This window comes from Rhizobium viscosum, assembly GCF_014873945.1.
Taxonomy (GTDB): domain Bacteria; phylum Pseudomonadota; class Alphaproteobacteria; order Rhizobiales; family Rhizobiaceae; genus Rhizobium; species Rhizobium viscosum.
On sequence record NZ_JADBEC010000002.1, the window covers coordinates 1397160 to 1415316 of the forward strand.

General features: G+C 58.7%; 22 protein-coding genes. 12 read left to right on the forward strand and 10 right to left on the reverse strand.

What is annotated here, in order from left to right; all coding sequences use genetic code 11:
• Positions 1-301: 301 nt before the first annotated feature.
• From H4W29_RS27220 to H4W29_RS27230, 3 genes are all read right to left on the reverse strand, one after another.
• Complete coding sequence (locus H4W29_RS27220) at positions 302-532, reverse strand: hypothetical protein (protein WP_192731921.1); 231 nt, start codon at positions 530-532, stop codon at positions 302-304.
• Between the two features lie 240 nt (positions 533-772).
• Positions 773-1186, reverse strand: a complete 414-nt coding sequence (locus tag H4W29_RS27225; RefSeq protein ID WP_312872409.1) for a gamma-glutamylcyclotransferase family protein — start codon at positions 1184-1186, stop codon at positions 773-775.
• A gap of 261 nt (positions 1187-1447) precedes the next feature.
• Positions 1448-1792: a response regulator gene (locus H4W29_RS27230; protein WP_192731922.1), complete on the reverse strand. Its 345-nt coding sequence runs from the start codon at positions 1790-1792 to the stop codon at positions 1448-1450.
• Positions 1793-2696: 904 nt separating this feature from the next.
• On the opposite strand from H4W29_RS27230, the gene H4W29_RS27235 reads away from it, so the two are divergent.
• Genes H4W29_RS27235 through H4W29_RS27250 form a run of 4 tightly spaced genes read left to right on the forward strand, consistent with a single transcriptional unit; the run spans position 2697 to position 5032 of the window.
• Entirely contained in the window at positions 2697-3128 is a 432-nt protein-coding gene (locus H4W29_RS27235; protein ID WP_192731923.1) for a hypothetical protein, read from the forward strand.
• Complete coding sequence (locus H4W29_RS27240; protein ID WP_192731924.1) at positions 3125-4345, forward strand: Nramp family divalent metal transporter; 1221 nt, start codon at positions 3125-3127, stop codon at positions 4343-4345. Before H4W29_RS27235 ends, H4W29_RS27240 begins: the two co-directional genes overlap by 4 nt.
• Positions 4345-4704, forward strand: a complete 360-nt coding sequence (locus tag H4W29_RS27245) for a hypothetical protein (protein ID WP_192731925.1) — start codon at positions 4345-4347, stop codon at positions 4702-4704. The genes H4W29_RS27240 and H4W29_RS27245 overlap by 1 nt, the downstream gene beginning before the upstream one ends.
• A gap of 1 nt (position 4705) precedes the next feature.
• Positions 4706-5032, forward strand: coding sequence for a hypothetical protein (locus H4W29_RS27250; protein ID WP_192731926.1), 327 nt, complete (start codon positions 4706-4708; stop codon positions 5030-5032).
• An 8-nt stretch (positions 5033-5040) separates the two neighbouring features.
• Here H4W29_RS27250 and H4W29_RS27255 read toward each other — a convergent pair whose 3' ends face one another.
• Both H4W29_RS27255 and H4W29_RS27260 read right to left on the reverse strand, forming a co-directional pair.
• Positions 5041-5901, reverse strand: a complete 861-nt coding sequence (locus tag H4W29_RS27255; RefSeq protein ID WP_192731927.1) for an alpha/beta fold hydrolase — start codon at positions 5899-5901, stop codon at positions 5041-5043.
• A gap of 313 nt (positions 5902-6214) precedes the next feature.
• Positions 6215-7111, reverse strand: a complete 897-nt coding sequence (locus H4W29_RS27260) for a hypothetical protein (protein ID WP_192731928.1) — start codon at positions 7109-7111, stop codon at positions 6215-6217.
• A 735-nt stretch (positions 7112-7846) separates the two neighbouring features.
• Here H4W29_RS27260 and H4W29_RS27265 point away from each other — a divergent pair.
• Together H4W29_RS27265 and H4W29_RS27270 are read left to right on the forward strand one after the other, a co-directional pair.
• Complete coding sequence (locus H4W29_RS27265) at positions 7847-8113, forward strand: hypothetical protein (protein WP_192731929.1); 267 nt, start codon at positions 7847-7849, stop codon at positions 8111-8113.
• Between the two features lie 981 nt (positions 8114-9094).
• The gene (locus tag H4W29_RS27270; RefSeq protein ID WP_192731930.1) at positions 9095-10021 is read left to right on the forward strand and encodes a Hint domain-containing protein; all 927 of its coding nucleotides are present in this window, start codon (positions 9095-9097) and stop codon (positions 10019-10021) included.
• On the opposite strand, the gene H4W29_RS27275 is transcribed toward H4W29_RS27270, so the two are convergent.
• Entirely contained in the window at positions 10013-10171 is a 159-nt protein-coding gene (locus H4W29_RS27275; protein WP_192731931.1) for a hypothetical protein, read from the reverse strand. The two genes, H4W29_RS27270 and H4W29_RS27275, sit on opposite strands and share 9 nt — an antisense overlap.
• 244 nt (positions 10172-10415) lie before the next feature.
• Between H4W29_RS27275 and H4W29_RS27280 the strand changes: the two genes are divergently transcribed.
• The 6 genes from H4W29_RS27280 (at position 10416) to H4W29_RS27305 (ending at position 15737) form a co-directional block, all read left to right on the forward strand.
• A protein-coding gene (locus H4W29_RS27280; RefSeq protein ID WP_192731932.1) for an IS3 family transposase occupies positions 10416-11656 on the forward strand; the annotation gives its coding sequence in 2 pieces (ribosomal slippage) (positions 10416-10755 and positions 10755-11656; 1242 coding nt in all).
• A complete protein-coding gene (locus H4W29_RS27285) occupies positions 11656-11928 on the forward strand; it encodes a hypothetical protein (RefSeq protein ID WP_192731933.1) in 273 nt (90 codons plus the stop codon). Before H4W29_RS27280 ends, H4W29_RS27285 begins: the two co-directional genes overlap by 1 nt.
• A 42-nt stretch (positions 11929-11970) precedes the next feature.
• Entirely contained in the window at positions 11971-12414 is a 444-nt protein-coding gene (locus H4W29_RS27290; RefSeq protein ID WP_192731934.1) for a glutathione S-transferase family protein, read from the forward strand.
• Positions 12415-12686: 272 nt separating this feature from the next.
• Positions 12687-13448 (forward strand): meso-2,3-butanediol dehydrogenase, encoded by a 762-nt coding sequence (gene budC, locus H4W29_RS27295; protein WP_192731935.1) that lies wholly within the window; start codon positions 12687-12689, stop codon positions 13446-13448.
• 9 nt (positions 13449-13457) lie between these two features.
• A complete protein-coding gene (locus H4W29_RS27300) occupies positions 13458-13889 on the forward strand; it encodes a PPC domain-containing DNA-binding protein (protein WP_192731936.1) in 432 nt (143 codons plus the stop codon).
• A gap of 60 nt (positions 13890-13949) precedes the next feature.
• Positions 13950-15737, forward strand: a complete 1788-nt coding sequence (locus tag H4W29_RS27305) for a thiamine pyrophosphate-requiring protein (protein WP_192731937.1) — start codon at positions 13950-13952, stop codon at positions 15735-15737.
• A gap of 137 nt (positions 15738-15874) precedes the next feature.
• Here the strand turns inward: H4W29_RS27305 and H4W29_RS27310 are convergent, their stop codons facing one another.
• The 4 genes from H4W29_RS27310 to H4W29_RS27325 form a co-directional block, all read right to left on the reverse strand.
• Positions 15875-16027 (reverse strand): hypothetical protein, encoded by a 153-nt coding sequence (locus H4W29_RS27310; protein ID WP_192731938.1) that lies wholly within the window; start codon positions 16025-16027, stop codon positions 15875-15877.
• A gap of 53 nt (positions 16028-16080) precedes the next feature.
• A complete protein-coding gene (locus H4W29_RS27315) occupies positions 16081-16908 on the reverse strand; it encodes a DUF1236 domain-containing protein (RefSeq protein ID WP_192731939.1) in 828 nt (275 codons plus the stop codon).
• Between the two features lie 120 nt (positions 16909-17028).
• Entirely contained in the window at positions 17029-17424 is a 396-nt protein-coding gene (locus H4W29_RS27320) for a DUF1236 domain-containing protein (RefSeq protein ID WP_192731940.1), read from the reverse strand.
• Between the two features lie 128 nt (positions 17425-17552).
• On the reverse strand, positions 17553-17825 hold the full coding sequence (locus tag H4W29_RS27325) for a BON domain-containing protein (RefSeq protein WP_192731941.1): 273 nt from the start codon (positions 17823-17825) through the stop codon (positions 17553-17555).
• Between the last annotated feature and the right edge of the window lie 332 nt (positions 17826-18157).

Below are 18157 nucleotides of genomic sequence, written 5' to 3' on the forward strand. Positions count from 1 at the left end.
GTCAATGTGATGTCGTGCCGTGGTCCGAACTTACTTCCAGGAGCCTTCAGGCCGGGACGAGTCTGTTGGGATCAGCAAGTTCGGCGGGAAGCGCCGATGCCTGCCGTCCTGCGTAAAGCGAGCGCGATTAGGCCGTGGCATTGGATGATTTCGCCGTTTACAAGCAGTTCTTGGAGGCGGCAATGATCATCGGATTGTGTCGCCAGGCGTGCAGAATTTCGACCGACTGAAAGCGATGGTGTTTGCTGCTCGGGCAGGAAATTGGGTTCATCGACGCCAGCCTGCGGCGAACAATTCGCGCTCAGTCCGTGGGACTTTTGAACTGGTCTAGCCTCACATGATGAGCGAGCGCGTCAGAGATTAGGACGGGCGATTTCTCGCCCGACAACAACAAACGCACGACTTCGGCCATGGCAGCATGCCCGCGGTCGCTATCGATCGGGGTTTGATGAAGAGAGCACCACTCATGCACGACGGTCGTGGCGATATCAATTTCGTCGTCTTGCAAGGAAAGCAGGTTGAGTAAAGACACATTGGCTCCTCCCGTTGCGACAAGAGCACAGATTTCCCAAACAGCCCCGACCGTCATATACGCGGCCGGCTGGTATATTATACGCTCGATTCTTCAGCACACCACTCAATTCGCTTTTGGTCGCACGGGTGTAAAGCCGTCGGCAATGCGCCGCGAACTTTAGGCCGATCGAGCCGTTTCGACTGAAGACCGAAAGGATGGATAAAGCAGCGACGCCCGTCGAATCCGAGCCGCAGGGTCTCAGTCTCTCTGGTCGAACGGAATAAACCGCCGGTCTTCGTAGATTCGGAGATAATTCGAGTGAATGGGATTGGCGAGCGCCCGCGATTTCATGTAGGCAATTGCTGAATACATCGGTCCGCCGCCGAGCGGTTCCACGTCTATCACCACTCGCAGGTTGCCCGGCCTACCGATGGATTCCAGCCGATCCAGCGTCGCTATCGTGTCTTCGCCACATTCGTAGAGCTCACCGATGACGCGATATCCGATGCCCGGTTCGTTGAACATCATCGGAGCGAACCAGGGACCGGCGATAAGCATCGGATAGGGGGCGCGTGTCCTGAAATTCCCAAGAAAGCCTGTGTCGGAAAGCCCCGCGTCGTGGAGAGAGAAGCCTCTCTTCAGGGTTCCAAAAACGAACACGTTCTGCGTCACGCAGGCCAGCCTTGGTACGATTTGCGACTACTGATTAGAACGAAACAATCGGCCCGGCTGTTCCCGGAGACTGAGATCTGGACGAGAGGCGCAAACCGCTGCAGCCGCTAGACGCCAGCCCAGCACCTGGAAGACCCCTCCTGAGTAGAGCAAGAAAACAGCAATCGAACCAGTTCAGCGGATTTGCCTAGGCTGTTTGAGAGATACGGGCCACGTTCGCGTCGAGGATTATATCCGGCGCCCTCGTCTTACGTCGCGGCCCTAAAGCGTTCGTTCGCGAGCGTTTCTTGCCGCCAGGCACAACGCTTCCCTGACCCTTTCGGGGCTGATGGCGACCTGTCCATTTACGTCCTTGACGATATCGGGATCCGCAGTGAGGTATGCGACGCCCAATCCGAATCCAGCAAAAAGCGCGCGGGCGATGGAAGGGCCGGTAAGGCCGTCCCCAAGCCGAGCATCGATAATCGCGACATCCGCCTCCGGTCCAAGCTCCAAGGCTTCGGACGAGTTTGTCGCGATGCCGGCGATTTCAAATCCTGCGGCGATCGCAATCTCCTCGATTGCGAGAGCGGTTCTCGGTTCGTCTTCGACGATGAGCAGGCGCATGGTTCCTCTCCAAGACAGTTCAAACTACACGTCGGCGAAACACGATGGCGCTGTCCGGGCGGGTTAGGTTGCCGCGCCTTCCGGCTCCTGGACCTGATCGATGACGCTTCCTGCTGGCGGGACCGGCGTCGGCGTGCAATATCAAGAGCAGCACGCTCGCAGCCATCGCCAGCAGGCTTGCGAGGATCGGAACGGCGAAGCTCATATTTTTTCGGGGTTCTCTTCGATCATTCTCTCGCCGAGATCGGTCGGCCTGTTGGCGCTGCCGACTGCTAAACGGCTCAGTTCTTAAAGCTGTTCCTCGTATAAGACTTCAGTCTGGGGGCTTCCCCCGACCAAGGTCCGTCCCGGGGTACTGATCATCCAGCCGCCGCCAGAATCCGGGTCAGCCAACCGCGTGACGAGCCAATGCGTATATCTTCGCAGGTCTGTATGCCCGCCTTCGCGGACCACCAGCCATGGGCGGCCGCTCACCATGATGGTGACGGTATCGAGGCGCTGCAAAGGGAATAAATATTGGTGCTCATAAACTCTGCCTCCCACACAAGTTTGCTGCTTGCCCTTCGGTCAGCGAGCAAACATCAACAACTTCGATATTATTGGCGATCCGTCGGTAGTCTTTTACGACATGCGGCATTGTCCGTTGAGAAGGAATGCAGCGAGATCCCCGACGCTGGCAAGACCCGTCAATCTGGCTCAAAGAGTAGGGCTGAGCACCCATTACTGATGATGAACTTGATCCGTACGTTAACGGACCCGGTCTCACCAACACCTCGGTCTGAAACCATGTTCAAATGCAATCGGACCGGTCGTCCCCTTGCCAGGTCGGGCTTTCGTACTCCGGAACATGCTGACTGGACCTGCGTTTTACGGCGGAGGAAATAAACCACCGAGCAGAACGCACATGGACCATCGGAATTTCTTGAAACTCCACGGAAATGTTCTTTGCTTGGTCGCAGGCTTGGCGGGCTGCTCCATTTCCGATGTTGATCGGGTTAGCGCGCAATCAAGAATTATTTCGTCCTGCGCGAATTCAGCCCGCATGGCGCTCAATGGCTGGAACTTAAATCAGCTGCCGGCTCCTTATGTACGTCAAACCTTACAGTCGATGCAGCGCAGTATCGAAAGTGCAGCGTCTGAAATCGAGGGCCTCCGCGAGTTCGACACGACAGAGCGTGAACTTCTGACCAGTTCGGTAACCGACATCGTCAATTTGCTGACACAAGCGCAGAAGCAGATTGTGCAAAGAGATCACGACACAGTGCAAACGGCGATGCACCTCAAAGACGCAATCGAGCGTCTCAAGCTGACTTCGGGCGTGAGACGAACCACATGAAGAAGATATTGGAAATATCGCTCGGAATTGTGACAAGTGTCGGCGGCTTTCTTGAAATCGGATCCCTGGCGACGGCGGCCCAAGCGGGCTCGGCATTCGGTCTTCAGCTCATCTGGGCGATCGTGCTCGGCACCATCTGTATCATTTTCCTTGTTGAAATGGCCGGCCGTTTCGCCGCAGTCAGCCGCCACACGATTTCGGACGGCATCCGTGAGCGTTTTGGTTTCAATTTTTTCTTGCTGCCGTTTCTCTCGATTCTGCTGCTCAATCTGATGGTTCTTGCCGCCGAAATCGGAGGCGCCTCTATTGCTCTTGAACTGGCCACGGGCATTGCGTTTCAGTGGTGGGCGCTGGCAGTTGCTTTCCTTGCCTGGCTATTGCTCTGGAAGGGCACGTTCGGCTTCATCGAGAAAGGCGTCGCCATCCTCGGATTGGTGACGCTCTGTTTTGTCGTCGCGGCGGTATTGCTTAAACCTCACTGGAAGTCGGTTGCCGCCGGAGCCTTGCCAAGCATGCCGCAGCACGACTATGCCAGCTACTGGTTTATGGTCGTTAGCATTCTCGGCGCCTCGATATCGCCATATCTCTTCTTGTTCTATTCTTCCGGCGCCGTCGAAGATGGGTGGGACGAAACCTATCTGGGCGCCAATCGCGCTATCGCAGGGCTGGGCATGAGTTTTGGCGGCACCATCTCGATCGCCGTGCTCATCGTGGCCGCCCTTGTGCTGGCTCCGAATGGGGTGACGCAGATCACCGACTACCATCAAATGCCGACAATGCTCGTCCCCGTGTTCGGTTCCTGGGGATACTGGCTGTTTGTCGCTTCCTTGGGCATCGCCTGCTTCGGCGCGATCCTCGAACTTGGGTTGCAGCAGGCCTACTTGGTCGCCCAAGGACTGGGATGGAACTGGGGCGAAGACCGCAAGCCAAGCGAGAACCCAGGATTTAGCGCTGCCTATACATTGGCGTTATGGTTTGCCGCCATTCCGATCGCCCTTGGCATTGACCCCTTGAGCCTTACTATCCTGTCGATGGCTTTGACCGCAGCAACGCTCCCGCTGACAGTCATCCCGTTTCTATTCTTGATGAATGACGAGCGATATGTTGGAAAATACAGGAACGGATTGATCTCCAATTCGGCAGTGATCTTGATCATCCTGCTCGGCTCCGTCCTGGCGATTGTGACTATCCCGCTTGAACTCGTCGGAGGCACGTGATGGATCTGCTGCGTGATGTTCTCGACAAGCAACTGCTCGACCGAAACGGCGTGAAGATGGGCAAGGTTGATGGCATTGCCGCCGAACTCCGGCCGGACGCCCCGCCCCGTGTGGTTGCAATAGAGGTGGGCGCGATCGTCATGGCCCGCCGACTTGGCCGGCGACCACAGCACTGGATCACGTGGCTCGCATCCAGACTCGGCGGAGACAGGCACGCCAGACCTCATCGCGTCGCATGGAGTGCCGTGCGCAACATCGGGGTTGACGTTGAGTTGGATGTGGCTGTGAGCGATACCGCGATTTTTGACTGGCAAGACTGGTTACGAGACAGCGTGGTGAGCAAAATTCCAGGAGCGTGAATTGGTTGAGATCAATATCGAAATGTTTGTGGGTCGGCCCGTCTTATCAAGGGCAGGGAAAACGATCGGCCATATCGAAGAGGTACGGGCGGAGAAAGATGGGCCAGATCTTGTCATCACCGAATTTCATATCGGCTTGTACGCAGCCATGGAGCGCATGTCTGCATCGCCGATCGGCACAGCGATCCTGGCTCTTTTCCGCCTCCGCCGCAGTCATCGCGGCTATCGCATACGCTGGAATCAAATCGAACTCGGCGAGAGCAAGCTAAAGCTGCTTTGCGACGAGAACGAACTTGCCTCTCTGGGCGAAGACCATTCGAAGAGATAGCCAATCGACTAGGTGGCAAGAAAATGGGAAATGGCCCGCGCCAGTTCCACTGGATTTTCCTCAGCCACATGGTGGCCGCTGTCGATGCCGAAGCCATGAACGTCGTGAGCCCAGGCTCTCCAAATAGCAACAGGGTCTCCGTAGATTTCTTCGAGATCGTCGCGAAGCGACCATAGACAGAGCATCGGGCAACGGATCTTTCGGCCGGTGTCGCGATCGGCCTTGTCATGAAGATGATCAATGCGGATGCCAGCCCGATAATCCTCGATCATGCCGTGAACAACTCGGGGGTCGTGGATGGCGTCTAGCAGGTCCTTGTATGCGTCGATCCCCATAAGCTTTGGCGAGAGCTTGTCGTACCACGCCGCAGGGTTCGCATTGATGCATAGTTCGGGCTTTTCAGGCTGCGCAAAGAAGAACCAGTGGTACCAGTCTCGCGCAAACTTCCAATCGACGCGTTCCAGGTGTTCCAGGACCGGCAATCCGTCGATGGTGACCAACTTCTGTACAAGTTCGGGATGATCCATCGCCATGCGGAAAGCTGTGAGGCTGCCGCGATCGTGACCGACCACGTGGAAGGTCGCATGTCCAAGGCGCGACATGAGTTCAACCAATGCCTGAGCTTTGGCTCGTTTCGAAGAGTTCCGACTGTCGGAACTATCGCCCGGTACGTAGGAGCGACCAAATCCCGGCAAATCGGGACAAATGACGTGAAAGTAAGGCGCCAAAAGATCCGCCACCTTTCCCCAGGTCCAATGCGTGCGCGGGTGCCCGTGAAGAAGGAGGACTGGCACCCCCTTGCCACCGACGCGCACCTTGATCGGACCCTCGGTCACGTCCACGGTCTTAAGCTTGAAACCATCAAACATCGCGAGACTAATTTTTAACGACGCTCATTGTTCCACTGACAAACGCCGCAGCGCCTTAAATTTCCCGTCTTACCTGCCCTCCTGCACCATCTGCATGTCGCTGTTACCTCGTACGTCCTTGGGATAACAAAGACATATTCGCGCGGCGATTTGGCGGACTGCGATCATTGCACATCATGGCGTTCCAACTCCTCAAATATTGCGCGCGTGGATCGGTTCCGGGCAAACCTCGTGGTCGCCACGTATCGTGCGTTCGCCGAGGGAGGCGTGGCGCCTTCCAAGTATAGTAACGAGCCCCCGGTCGGAAAAACGGTCATCTGGCGACATCGGCCGTGCGCGTCTGGCTGCCGACTGCTTTTAGCTCTCTCGACCGCGCCGCCCTCCTTGCGGGCCGAAGCTCATCGATCGTCGGCGTCCACCACTGCGCGCTTTCCGGCCGCGCCTTCGATGGCCAAGTGCGTACGAGTTCGTCCAAAGTGGGCTTGCGCCACAATCCCCACACATGATCTGCCGTGACACCGGGATAGAATTCCGCGACCGCTGCGGGCTCGACAAGTTCGCCCGTGATGTCGGTGAACACGACGAGACCGTAGGAGATGGCAACAACGCGGCCGATAGGCGGCAGGTCGCCGCTTACAAGAGGATAGCGTCGACGCCTCCGTTCCATCGAGCGAAGCTTCGACTTCATTTCTGCTTCGCCACCCTTCCGTTCTGCGGCACGACGCCGCCGTTCCTCCGGCTCGTTGCGGCGCGCTGCCGCTTCGATCTGTGGCCAGCGTCGCCGTAGGTCTTCGAAGGATCGGTAGGGAACATGCCAGATCTTCACGTCGCCGTCCCACCGCGAGAACGGAACCTCGCGAAGCGTCTCGACAACCGTCTTCGAGTATGGTGTCCTGATCTGGAAGCCTGTCTTGCCAAACTCCAAATAGCTGCTGTCGATCGGATCGAAATCGAAGGCGTCCCTCCCCTTCGCATCGGCATGGGCGTCGGCTTCCGCTTCCCGTTCGGCCAGCCACTTTCCGAACCGACCAGATGCAGTCCGACCGGGAATGAACCATGCCTTGCGAATATCGCTCCACCGCGCACGGGGGAACCTGCGGCGAAACTGTTCGACGGTCATCCGGTCGAAAGGAAAGGTGACGTTCGCGCCGGGATGAGCATCGTCCGGTTCGTTCGCATTGCCCAGGGTTACCGAAATTTCTTTTTGCATGTCGCGATAATGCTTTCGGCGGCCCGACAGTTCAACGCAGACGTTTCAAGAGTGCGCGCAATCCCGACTGCGATGCCTACGGGTCGATGGCGCTGCGTGATCCTGAACCAAGGGCGTTTTACCACGCGATATGCCAAGCTCGCGCGCATCGTCCAAAGACCAACGCGTAAGTCAGATTGGTGCATTCCGGCATGGCAAGGTCGCTCGATCCGCTTCTCACGCAGTACCCGATTTCCGGCTCAAGTCGGTACCCTCATAAGACGCGGCCTTCACCTCTGGGAGGGCAATAGAAGTCCGCAAAAACGACATCGATGCCACCTTTGAATGTGAATTTCATCGGTTCGGCCACGCCGAGTTCGCCAGTGCAATGGCAGACACCGCGCGCGCTTGTTCTGCATGTCGATTGCGATTGTGATGCGAAATGCGGCACCACGGGCCCAAAGCTCCGACCGGGACCGCGCGAGTGTCGATGTTGGCAGGCTGCGTCCTCGGCCAATCGAGATCCGATCATTGGCCGGCAGTCGCCGGGAATGCCAAGAGCAGCAAAGGCAACCGACAGCAGTGCGAAGCGACAGATTGCTCCCGATCGAGCTGTCTCATCGCCAATGTACGCTAGCGCACCAATCAGCGATTGTCGCCGGCTGTCGGACTTTAGTCCGCTTGATGAAGGCACGGTGTCCGCTAGCTCCCCTCTCGTGGCGAACGCTACCAGGCTCAACCAATTAGTGAAATGTCATGTCAATCAAAGAGTCAGACCGAATTCTGTTCAACCGCGTGTGGGCTTTCGGCGCCAAGGCGGTTAAGGACAATCGCATTTCAACGCTGACCTATGTCACATTGAACACGCCCACCCTGGAGGAGTACCAGAATAGCCATGGCCAGCGGATGACCGATCTGATCAAAGTCGTCCAGCTTGGGATCTCGCAACTCCGCGACAGCGGTGAACTCGAATCCGAACTGGCACAGCTGCCGCCACTTCCGCGACGTGCCTCCGCGCGTTGATGTTGATCCGCAGGGATTACATCCTATTGCGGACTTCTTCCAGGAGGGAGACCCTCGCAATAGTGATTGTCGGCCCGACGAGATACCAGACATAAGAATGTATGCGAGGTCTAAGGACCGGAAGGATTCTGCTCCCACAGCCTCCTCCAGTCTCGAGCAAAATATCAGACCGGTTACACCGATCACAAACGATACTCGACTAGTGGGAAAGCATTTGCATAGGCGCGGGCATCTTTTCCGAAAGGTGAGCGGCCTGAGCGGATCAGAAGCCGCACTCTGTCGGCAAAACGTCTGCAGAAATTCTCCTCGGTCGTAGTGAAAAAAGAGTAACGAGGACGGCACCATCAAGTCATCAAGGGCAGACACCGATCGAAACCGCGGGGTGGGCGGTGGCGTCGGACTTTGGTCCGATTGAAAGCGGCGCTCTGTACGCTAATGTCGCACCCGCTGAAGCCTTGCGCCAGCGCGAAAAGGGGGCCTTTCCCTGACCGGAAGGCACCCTTTTCGATCTTGCTTTTAGCAAATCGATCTCTTCTTCATGGCGGTGGAAGAAGCCAAGAAAGTGGATGGTCTAACCTGCCTCCCAACGAGCGGACGGACATGTGATGTGGCCGCCATCCTCTGATGAGGATCTGGCTCCGTGCGCGAGCATACCCATCGATGCAGACAATGCGACGAACCAGAAGGGCCAATTTGACTCGACGACAGCCGTGCACGATGACCGTCGCCCTGACGAGGCAGACCCATGCTTGTCGGCGCTCCAAAGTGATCGTTTAAAGCCGAGAAAAACAACGCGTTAAACAATTGGGATAAGCCGATACTAAGCTTTTTGATGGTCCCTCGGTAAGACCTTAGTCCCACGCGGGTTCTCGCGGAAATACTATTGTGAACTCTGCCTATTCGGCGGAGACGAAAGGAAACTCACACTCGTGGGCTTCCGCGACACTGGTAGGCGCCTAGTCTATTCAAAGGAGCGTCAAGATGTCTTCCTTGAAAGAACGAAATCTACCGCGCAATATCGCGCGCAGACATTTTCTAGGTGTTGCCGCTGCCGCCGGTGCCCGGCTTGCCGGAGCGGCGGCACTGGCGACGGCAATTTCCACCTCTCCCGCCAATGCGCTGGGGCGCCGTTGGGGGCGCGGCGGCTCGGGTGGACATGGAGGCTCCGGCGGACACGGAGGCTCCGGTGGGCACGGAGGCTCCGGTGGGCACGGAGGCTCCGGTGGGCACGGAGGCTCCGGTGGGCACGGAGGCTCTGGCGGCGGCCCGCAGTGCTTCCTGCGTGGAACGGCGATCCTCACGGATTGCGGTGAAAAGCTTGTCGAGGATCTGCGCATCGGCGATCGCGTTGCCCTTCCGGACGGCAGCACCCGTCCGATCAGATGGGTCGGCCGGCAGGTCTTCAGGAAGAACGGCGCACGCTGGCATGAAGGCGTCGTGCCGATCCGGATTCGCCGCCATGCGCTCGACGGCCGCACCCCGCATTCCGATCTCTACCTGTCATCCAGCCATGCGCTGTTTCTGAACGGCGTCCTGATCCGCGTGAAGGATCTCGTGAACGGCACGACCATTGCACCGGTCATTCCGGCCGACGACACCCCTGTCGAATATTATGCCGTCCTGCTCGACACGCATGAAGTCATCCTCGCCGAAGGTGCCGCGGCCGAGAGCTTCCATCTCGTGGACAACAACCACGAGGCCTTCGCCAATTTCGCGGAGTTCAAGCGCCTCTATGGCGAAGGGCCCGGCGTGATGACATCCTATGCGCCGGTGCTGGGCGAGGAAGATGGCTGGAAACACCTGAAAGCGCTTCTGCTTCTTGGTGTCTCGCCCCTGGTGCCGGTACCCGATCCGTTCGGGGATGCCTGCAAGACGATCGACGCGCAAGCCAAAGAGCTGTCACTCTGATCCGCTTTGCATGTTTGCCATCTCCAGTGATTGCGACAGGATCAACTGGCCATGATAATATCCCTCTTCCACCGAGGCGGTCATCTTTCTGAGATGGCTGCTGGTCGGGACGTTGGCTCCGACCAACCTGTGGGAGAATGCTGTGATCATCCATCATGCCGTCTCCTTTGCGGGCGCTGCGAAATCCAGCAGATCCAATGTCAAACCACAGTCACCGCGAGGCACCATGATCACGCTTTATGGCTTCGGACGCATTCATCGTAAGATGCTCGGGCACGGACGCGACCTGCGCGCGCAACAGGCGCTTGAGGAGACTGGGTTGCCCTATGTAGTGCCCCCCTAAATTCCCGGACGCGATCTCCCACTTGTTAAGTGTTAGGAGTAATGTGCGGTTATGACCAGTCACCTACCTAAGATAGAAGTGCTGTCCGGCCCGGAGCGCCGCCGTCGCTGGTCGACGCCGGAGAAGTTGGCGATAGTCCAGGAAACGTACGAGCCAGACGTCACGGTCAGCATCGTTGCCCGACGGCATGGCATTCAGCCGAACCAGTTGTTCGCCTGGCGCAAATTGGCGGCGCAAGAAGCGCTGACGGCGACGGCATCGCAGGAAGAGGTCGTCTCGGCATCCGAATACAGGGCACTTCAGAACCAGGTGAAAGAGCTGCAGCGCCTCCTCGGCAAAAAGACGATGGAAGGCGAAATCCTCAAAGAAGCGCTTGAGATAGCATCAGGGTCAAAAAAACACCTGTTGCGCTCGCTCTCGTTGCCGAAGGACGGTTCGCGATGACGGCGGTGTGCGAGACCTTGGGTGTCGCCCGATCCAACATAGCGGAACGTGTGAAGCAACGTCCTTCCAGAGCCAGAGGGCGGCCGCCGCTCGCCGATCAGGAACTGATGGATGAGATCAAGACGGTCATCGACGACATGCCGACCTACGGATACCGCCGGGTTCACGCGATCCTGCGCCGTAAAGCCCGCAGCGAAAACCGCCCATGGCCGAATGCCAAGCGCGTCTACCGGGTGATGAAGGTTCACGGCATGCTTCTTCAGCGCCATACCGGTGCAATCGACACGCGCCGTCACGATGGCCGCGTCGCCGTCGAGCAATCGAACCTGCGCTGGTGTTCAGACGGGTTCGAAATCGGCTGCGACAACAAGGAGAAGGTCCGCGTTGCCTTTGCCCTCGACTGCTGTGACCGCGAGGCCATTGCCCATGTCGCGACAACCGAGGGCATCAAGAGCGAGGACGTCCAGGACCTTGTCATCACGGCTGTTGAGAACCGCTTCGGTCTCATCAACACGCTTCCAAAGCCAATCGAATGGCTGACGGACAACGGCTCCTGCTTCATCGCAAAGGACACCAGATCGCTGCTTATCGATATCGGCATGGAGCCGCGCTCGACACCTGTTCGAAGCCCACAATCCAACGGCATGGCCGAAGCCTTTGTGAAGACGTTCAAGCGGGATTATGTCTCGGTCAACCCCGTTGCCGATGCCCAGACGGTCATCGACCAACTGCCAGTCTGGTTCGAGCACTACAATCGCTTTCACCCTCACAAAGCTCTCGGCTACCGCACGCCAAAAGAATTCCTGGCCGACAAGACGCGCCAGCCCTCGTTCATTGGATCAATTTGATGACAGTTACTGTGATATTGGGTTCGGAATACGATAAGACCCTACGAACAACGGTCATGGATGTTATGGGGCAGCTTGGTGCTTCAGTCGAAAGCCGGAATTGGTCCGTTGCGGGTTCGCAGGAAATTGAGACCGTTCAGGCGCGATTGGCCGGACAAGAAATCATTATAGAGGCAGAAAGCTATATTGGCCTTTCCATTACTGGCGATGAGGACATGATCAATGAAATCTCCGAGCGAGTGAGGCAGGCCAATCAAACTACCCCAACCTGATCCTGTCCGGTATTTTGGGAGCAACTACACCCTATCGATTCCATGCTCGATTTTACCGCCGGTGAACTCGACAGCCTGGCCCTCTGCCAAGTCAGCGCCTTCCGACAGGTACCGGTGATCGATGATGACGGCGTTATCGTTGCCGAGTCTGGCGCGATCGCCCTGTACCTCGCCGAGAAGGCGGGAGAGCTTATTTCCGCCGATTTCATCGGACGCGCTCGAGTCGCTCAATGGTGCTTCGCCGCGCTGACAACGGTCGAACGGCCGTTGTCGCAGATCGATGGGATCGATGCCGGCAACCTAGGCACCGTCGAGCGGGGGCGGTGCTGGTACAGGACGCCCGCCGCTGGTTTGCCCGACTGGAGCGCTGGCTCGAAGGCCGCGAGTGGATTGCGTGTGAGATGTTTATCGAGCTGCCATTCTCCTCGCCACAGTCCTGCGTCAAGATCGGCCATACTGATCTCCTCGACCGATACGCGCGGCTAAGCGCTTATTACGCAAGGGCTCTGGCACGTCCAGCGTGGCAGCGTACGCGTAGCCTTTGCGCCGCGCACAGCGGCGTGCAACGGTTCGCTTAGCGACGGGGCGCCGCTCCTGCGCGGTTCGGCGGTTGCCACGGCGGCCGGCCTGGCGATCCTCGTGATCATTCACGGCCTCGATAGGCTTAGGCAAAGTCTGTCACGATACGACTTCGCCTGGAACATTCATAGGCCTCTGCAGTTACGGCTCAACCTCGCTGAACGGGAGAGGAAGACTTCATGACTCGCTTCGAAAACAAGGTGGCGATCGTCACCGGGGCTGCCTCCGGCATGGGAGAAGCGACTGCGCGCCGTTTTTCCGTCGAAGGCGCCAAAGTAATGCTGGCCGATCGGGATGCGGAGAAGCTGCGCAAGGTCGCATCCGAGCTGCCGCGGGAGCGAACGTTGGTGAGAGTGGTCGATGTCTCGCAGTCAGAGGCGGTCGACGCCATGGTACAGAACGCCGTCGACGCATTCGGCCGGCTGGACATCATCGTCAACAATGCCGGCGTGCATGAACGCGGAGAGCCGCAGGACATCAGCGACGAACAATGGCGCAAGGTAATGGCAACCGATTCTGACGGCGTCTTCTTCGGCTGTCGCGCAGCCATTCCGCATCTGGAAAAGGCCAGGGGCGTGATCATCAACACTGCATCGGTCTCGGACACAGGCGGCGACTGGGCCATGAGCCCTTACAATGCGGCCAAGGGCGCGGTCGTCAACCTGACGCGTGCACTGGCACTTGATCTCGGCAGGAAAGGTATCCGCGTCAATGCGGTCTGCCCGAGCCTCACCCGCACCGGCATGACCGAGGACATGCTGAAGGACGAGAAGCTGACCGCGAAATTCCTGGAGCGCATTCCCCTCGGTCGGGTCTGCGAGCCGGAGGAAGTAGCAGCCGTCATCGCCTTCCTCGCAAGCCCGGATGCAAGCTTCGTCACCGGCGCCATCATTGCCGTCGACGGCGGCGTCTCTGCGTCGAACGGCCAGCCGGGCCAATAGGAGGGGCTCATGAAAAGCAGGCTACTTGGGGAACGCAGTTTTATCCTCGTGCTCAACGATGGCGAGGAGGCGTTCCAGGCGATCGGCCGTTTCGCCGAAGAAAAGCGAATCATCGGCGCATCGCTGACGGCCATCGGCGCCTTTAGCCATGCGACCATCGGCTTCTTCGATTTCGCCACCAAGACCTATCGGAAAATACCGGTCGAAGAGCAGAGAGAGGCACTGAGTGCCATCGGCGATATCGCGACCGGCGACGACGGCAAGGCCAGCCTGCACCTCGATGTCGTCCTCGGCCTTGCCGACGGCTCGACCCGCGGTGGCCATTTCATCGAGGGAATGGTCCATCCGGCGCTGGAAATCATCGTGCGTGAAAGCCCTATCCGTCTGCGCCGGCGTAAAAGACCGGAGCTCGGTATCACGTTGACCGATCCCGAAGCCTGAGGGGCACGCTGGCGACAACGCAACAGCAATGAATCATCAAAGCTTGCGAGGAGATTGATCATGGCCACCACCGTCGGCGATTTCATCGTGGAACGGCTGCATACCTGGGGCGTGCGACGCATGTTCGGCTATCCGGGGGACGGCATCAACGGTGTCTTCGGGGCGCTAAACAGGGCCCCCGACAAGATGGAATTCATCCAGGCCCGGCATGAGGAAATGGCCGCCTTCATGGCCTCTGCCTATGCCAAATTCTCGGGCGAACTCGGTGTCTGCATCGCCACGTCGGGGCCGGGCGCCAGCCATCTGATCACCGGCCTCTACGATGCGCGCATGGATCATCAACCGGTGCTGGCGATCGTCGGCCAGCAGGCGCGGCGGGCGCTCGGCGGCCATTACCAGCAAGAACTGGACCTTGCGTCGCTTTTCAAGGATGTCGCTTCGGATTTCGTCCAGCAGGCTTCGATGCCGGCGCAGGTTCGTCACCTGATCGACCGGGCGGTGCGGATCGCAATTGCCCGCAGGACGGTAACGGCGATCATCCTGCCAAACGATCTCCAGGAAATGCGTTACGAGGAGCCGGAAAAGAAGCACGGCACGATCCATTCCGCTCCCGGCTATCGCGCGCCGCGCATCCTGCCGCATGGCGAGGATCTGCAGGCTGCCGCCGACATCCTTAATGCGGGACGGAAGGTCGCGATGCTGGTCGGCGCCGGCGCGCTCGGGGCGACGGACGAAGTGATGGCGGTTTCCGACCGCCTGAAGGCTGGCTGCGCAAAGGCGCTGCTCGGCAAGGCGGTGCTTCCCGACGACCTTCCGTGGGTCACCGGTTCGATCGGCCTGCTCGGCACGGAGCCCTCCTGGGATCTGATGCAGGATTGCGACACGCTGCTCATGATCGGCTCCGGTTTTCCTTACGCAGAGTTCCTACCCGAAGAGGGCCAGGCGCGCGGCGTGCAGATCGACATCAAGCCCGACATGCTATCGCTGCGCTATCCGATGGAACTGAGCCTGACGGGCGACGCCGCCGAGACATTGCGCGCGCTGCTGCCGCTGCTTGAGGACAATCCGGACGGTTCCTGGCGGGCATCCGTCGAAAAGAAGGTCGCACTCTGGTGGAAAACGCTGGACAGGCGGGCCGAGGTAAAAGCCAATCCCGTCAATCCGCAACGCGTCGTCTCGGAATTGTCGGAACGGTTGCCAGACAATGCCGTGATCACCTGCGATTCCGGCTCCTGCGCCAACTGGTATGCTCGCGACCTGAAGATCCGGCGTGGCATGATGGCCTCGCTCTCCGGCGGCCTTGCCTCCATGGGCGCCGCCGTGCCCTATGCCATCGCTGCGAAATTCGCTCATCCTGCGCGGCCGGTCATCGGATTGGTCGGCGATGGCGCCATGCAGATGAACAACATGGCTGAGATGATCACCGTCGCCAAATACTGGCAGGGCTGGCAGGATGCCTGCTTCGTCATCTGCGTCTTCAACAACGAGGACCTCAACCAGGTGACCTGGGAACAGCGCGTCATGGAAGGCGACCCGAAATTCGAGGCGTCCCAGACCATCCCGAACGTACCCTATCACGCATTCGCGGAACTGATCGGCCTGCGCGGCATCTATGTCGACGACCCGGAAAGGCTTGGCGATGCCTGGGAAGCGGCGATCCATTCGGAAAAACCTGTCGTCCTGGAGGTCAAGACCGATCCGGACGTGCCGCCGCTGCCGCCGCACATCACGTTCGAGCAGATGCAGCACATCACCTCCGCGTTGACGGCCGGCGATCCGAACGAGGCTGGCATCATATCTGGTACCTTCCGCGAGCTCTTCTCCGGGTGGCTGTCGCGTTCGAGCTAGGCGCATCGTTCGTCGCTTGACGGGATCCTGGCCATCTCTCGCCCGCAACGACCTGGCTTGTGCTGCAGGTACTCCCGGGCCTCGATGGCGCAAGACCTGCGGAAAAACAAGGCGATATCGCAGCGACACAACCAACATCAGAGCCCCGCTGAACTCGCGGGAACCCAGACACGGGTCGCTGGCGTATGACCCGCCGTCATCGCCAAACCGCCGACCATAATCGCCATGGCTACCAAAATGAGGATAAGTGGAAAGGCAAATCCAGAAGGCTTGGGTTCGTTGTAAATCATGGAAATCCTCCTGCGACCCCGGCGGTGTTGAGGACACCGCCGGGGACTGCCTGCTAGGCCGAGATGATGTAGACGATCGTGAGTGCATCGGGATCGACGATAACGATCCGGCCGTCCGCAAGGAGGAAGAAGCGGTAGCCTTCGTATGCCGGCACGATCTTCACAATACGCGGCGGCAGCCGTTCGAGGCGAACCTTCTTCGAAATCCTGGTTCCGACGGACACCGTGAAGTCGACTTCCTTCACAGGCTGAACATGAACTTCCTTAACGACCTGTCTGATTTCGGTCTGCTGCTCGACGGTGACGTTCACGTTGGTCTTGGTATTATTGACGTTCGTTTCCGTAGAGCTTTTGTTGGAGGTCGACGTGTTCTGATCGGTCGCCTGCTTCGATGTATCACCGCTCTTCGTCATGGTGCCAGACGAATTGGAGTCCTGCGCGCCGCTCTTCGAACCTGTCGTGGCGGATCCGCCGCTCTCGCTCGTTCCCCCCTTGGCATTGGACTTCTTCTCGGTCGTGGTGGCGTCAGAATTGTCCGACGAACCGGACTTGGATTTCGTTTCCGTGGAAGACTTCTGCTTGTCGGAGCCTCCGCTTCCCTTCTGTCCCGACGGCTGGCCCTTGCTTTGCGGGCAAGCTCCCGAAGCGTCCGGGGTACAGTTAGTGCCCGAGGTTGCTGCACCAGACTGCGACTGATCAGTCTGCGAGCCGGACTGTGAATCTGAGGTGGTGTCGGTCTTTGAACCCGAACCCGGTTGCGTTTCGGCCTGCGATCCGGACTTTGTTGCGCCGCTGCCTTGTGCTGCGGCAGGCAGGGTGGCAAGTGGCGATACGCTGAGCGACAACGTTGCCACGACCACGGCGAGATGATGGTTTCTCATGATTGATCTCCGGGCAATGGGCACGACATGTCGTCTCCACGTTCTCGCGAAGTGCATGCGTGCCCTTTTTTTATGAATGGACGGCAACGCCGCCTGGCGGTCAGTTTGGTGACGTGGACGTCACTGGATGACCTGGATCACCTTCCTCGACGAAGGCTCGACGATTACGCGCTCATCGTTGACGATCGCATAAGAGTATTTGGGTTCATCGGGGATCGGCGTTACGACGACAGTCTCCGGGAGCGGCTGCCCGACGACAACCTTTTCCTTCACGACGACGCGCGTCTTTGGCGCCGGCGCCTGCTGAACGTAGGTGACCACCTTCTGCGGTGGGGGGTCGATGACACTGCCGGCCACACCGCCGACAATGCCACCGACAGCGGCGCCGACCGGACCACCAACGACCGCGCCCGTGGCGGCACCACCGGCAGCACCCGTGACGGTCGATGACTGAGCAAATGCCGAGCCGGACGCCATCAGAAGCGCGGCCGCAATTCCTACTGCTTTGATATTCATCTGTTTCCTCCTTATAGCGGTCTTTTCCGCTGTGGGATCAAACCGAAAAGGAAGGCGCGTGTTCCAGACTAGGGACTTCAGTCCGTGGGGGTTAGGACCTTGGTCTTATCGTCCCGGAAGCCTAACCCTTATTGGCTCGGGAAGCGGCTTAGCATCCGGTCCTGGACATTGTGGAAGCCAACGATGATCGCAGCTATCGAAATCGCTTTGTCCCGGTCAGCCGCATTTGTGATGTAGCCCTCGAGGAGGGTGACCGGTCCCAGCATCCGGATCGTAATGGCGCTGCTGTCGATGTCTGGGTCCGCCGAGAGCGCGGAGTGGATCGTGGCGACCGTCGACGCAGAACTATGGCCTTGCGAGCAGCACTGTTCGTGGCTGAAACTGTCAGGACCAAATATCATAGTTCCTCCCTGTTCCCCCCTCAAAGGAACATCGTATCTATCGTGACACTAATATGAGTGACGCCGCTAAAGCTTGCCAGACGGACTTAGGTCCCATTGGACTATCGAACGTGTGGAAGGGTTCCTCATTACGACTGGCTCGGAAGGCGCCATAAGGCTTGGCACACTAAGCTGAATGCGGTGGCATGACGGCGCTGCACCGACCGACGTGCCAGCAGCCCTTGCTCCTGTCGTCACGGCCATGCACAGCGTGAAACGGATTATTTCGACCGGTGCTCGGTGACATCGTTTTGCGGACTCGACGCTCACCAATATCGGAGTACGATGGGGAC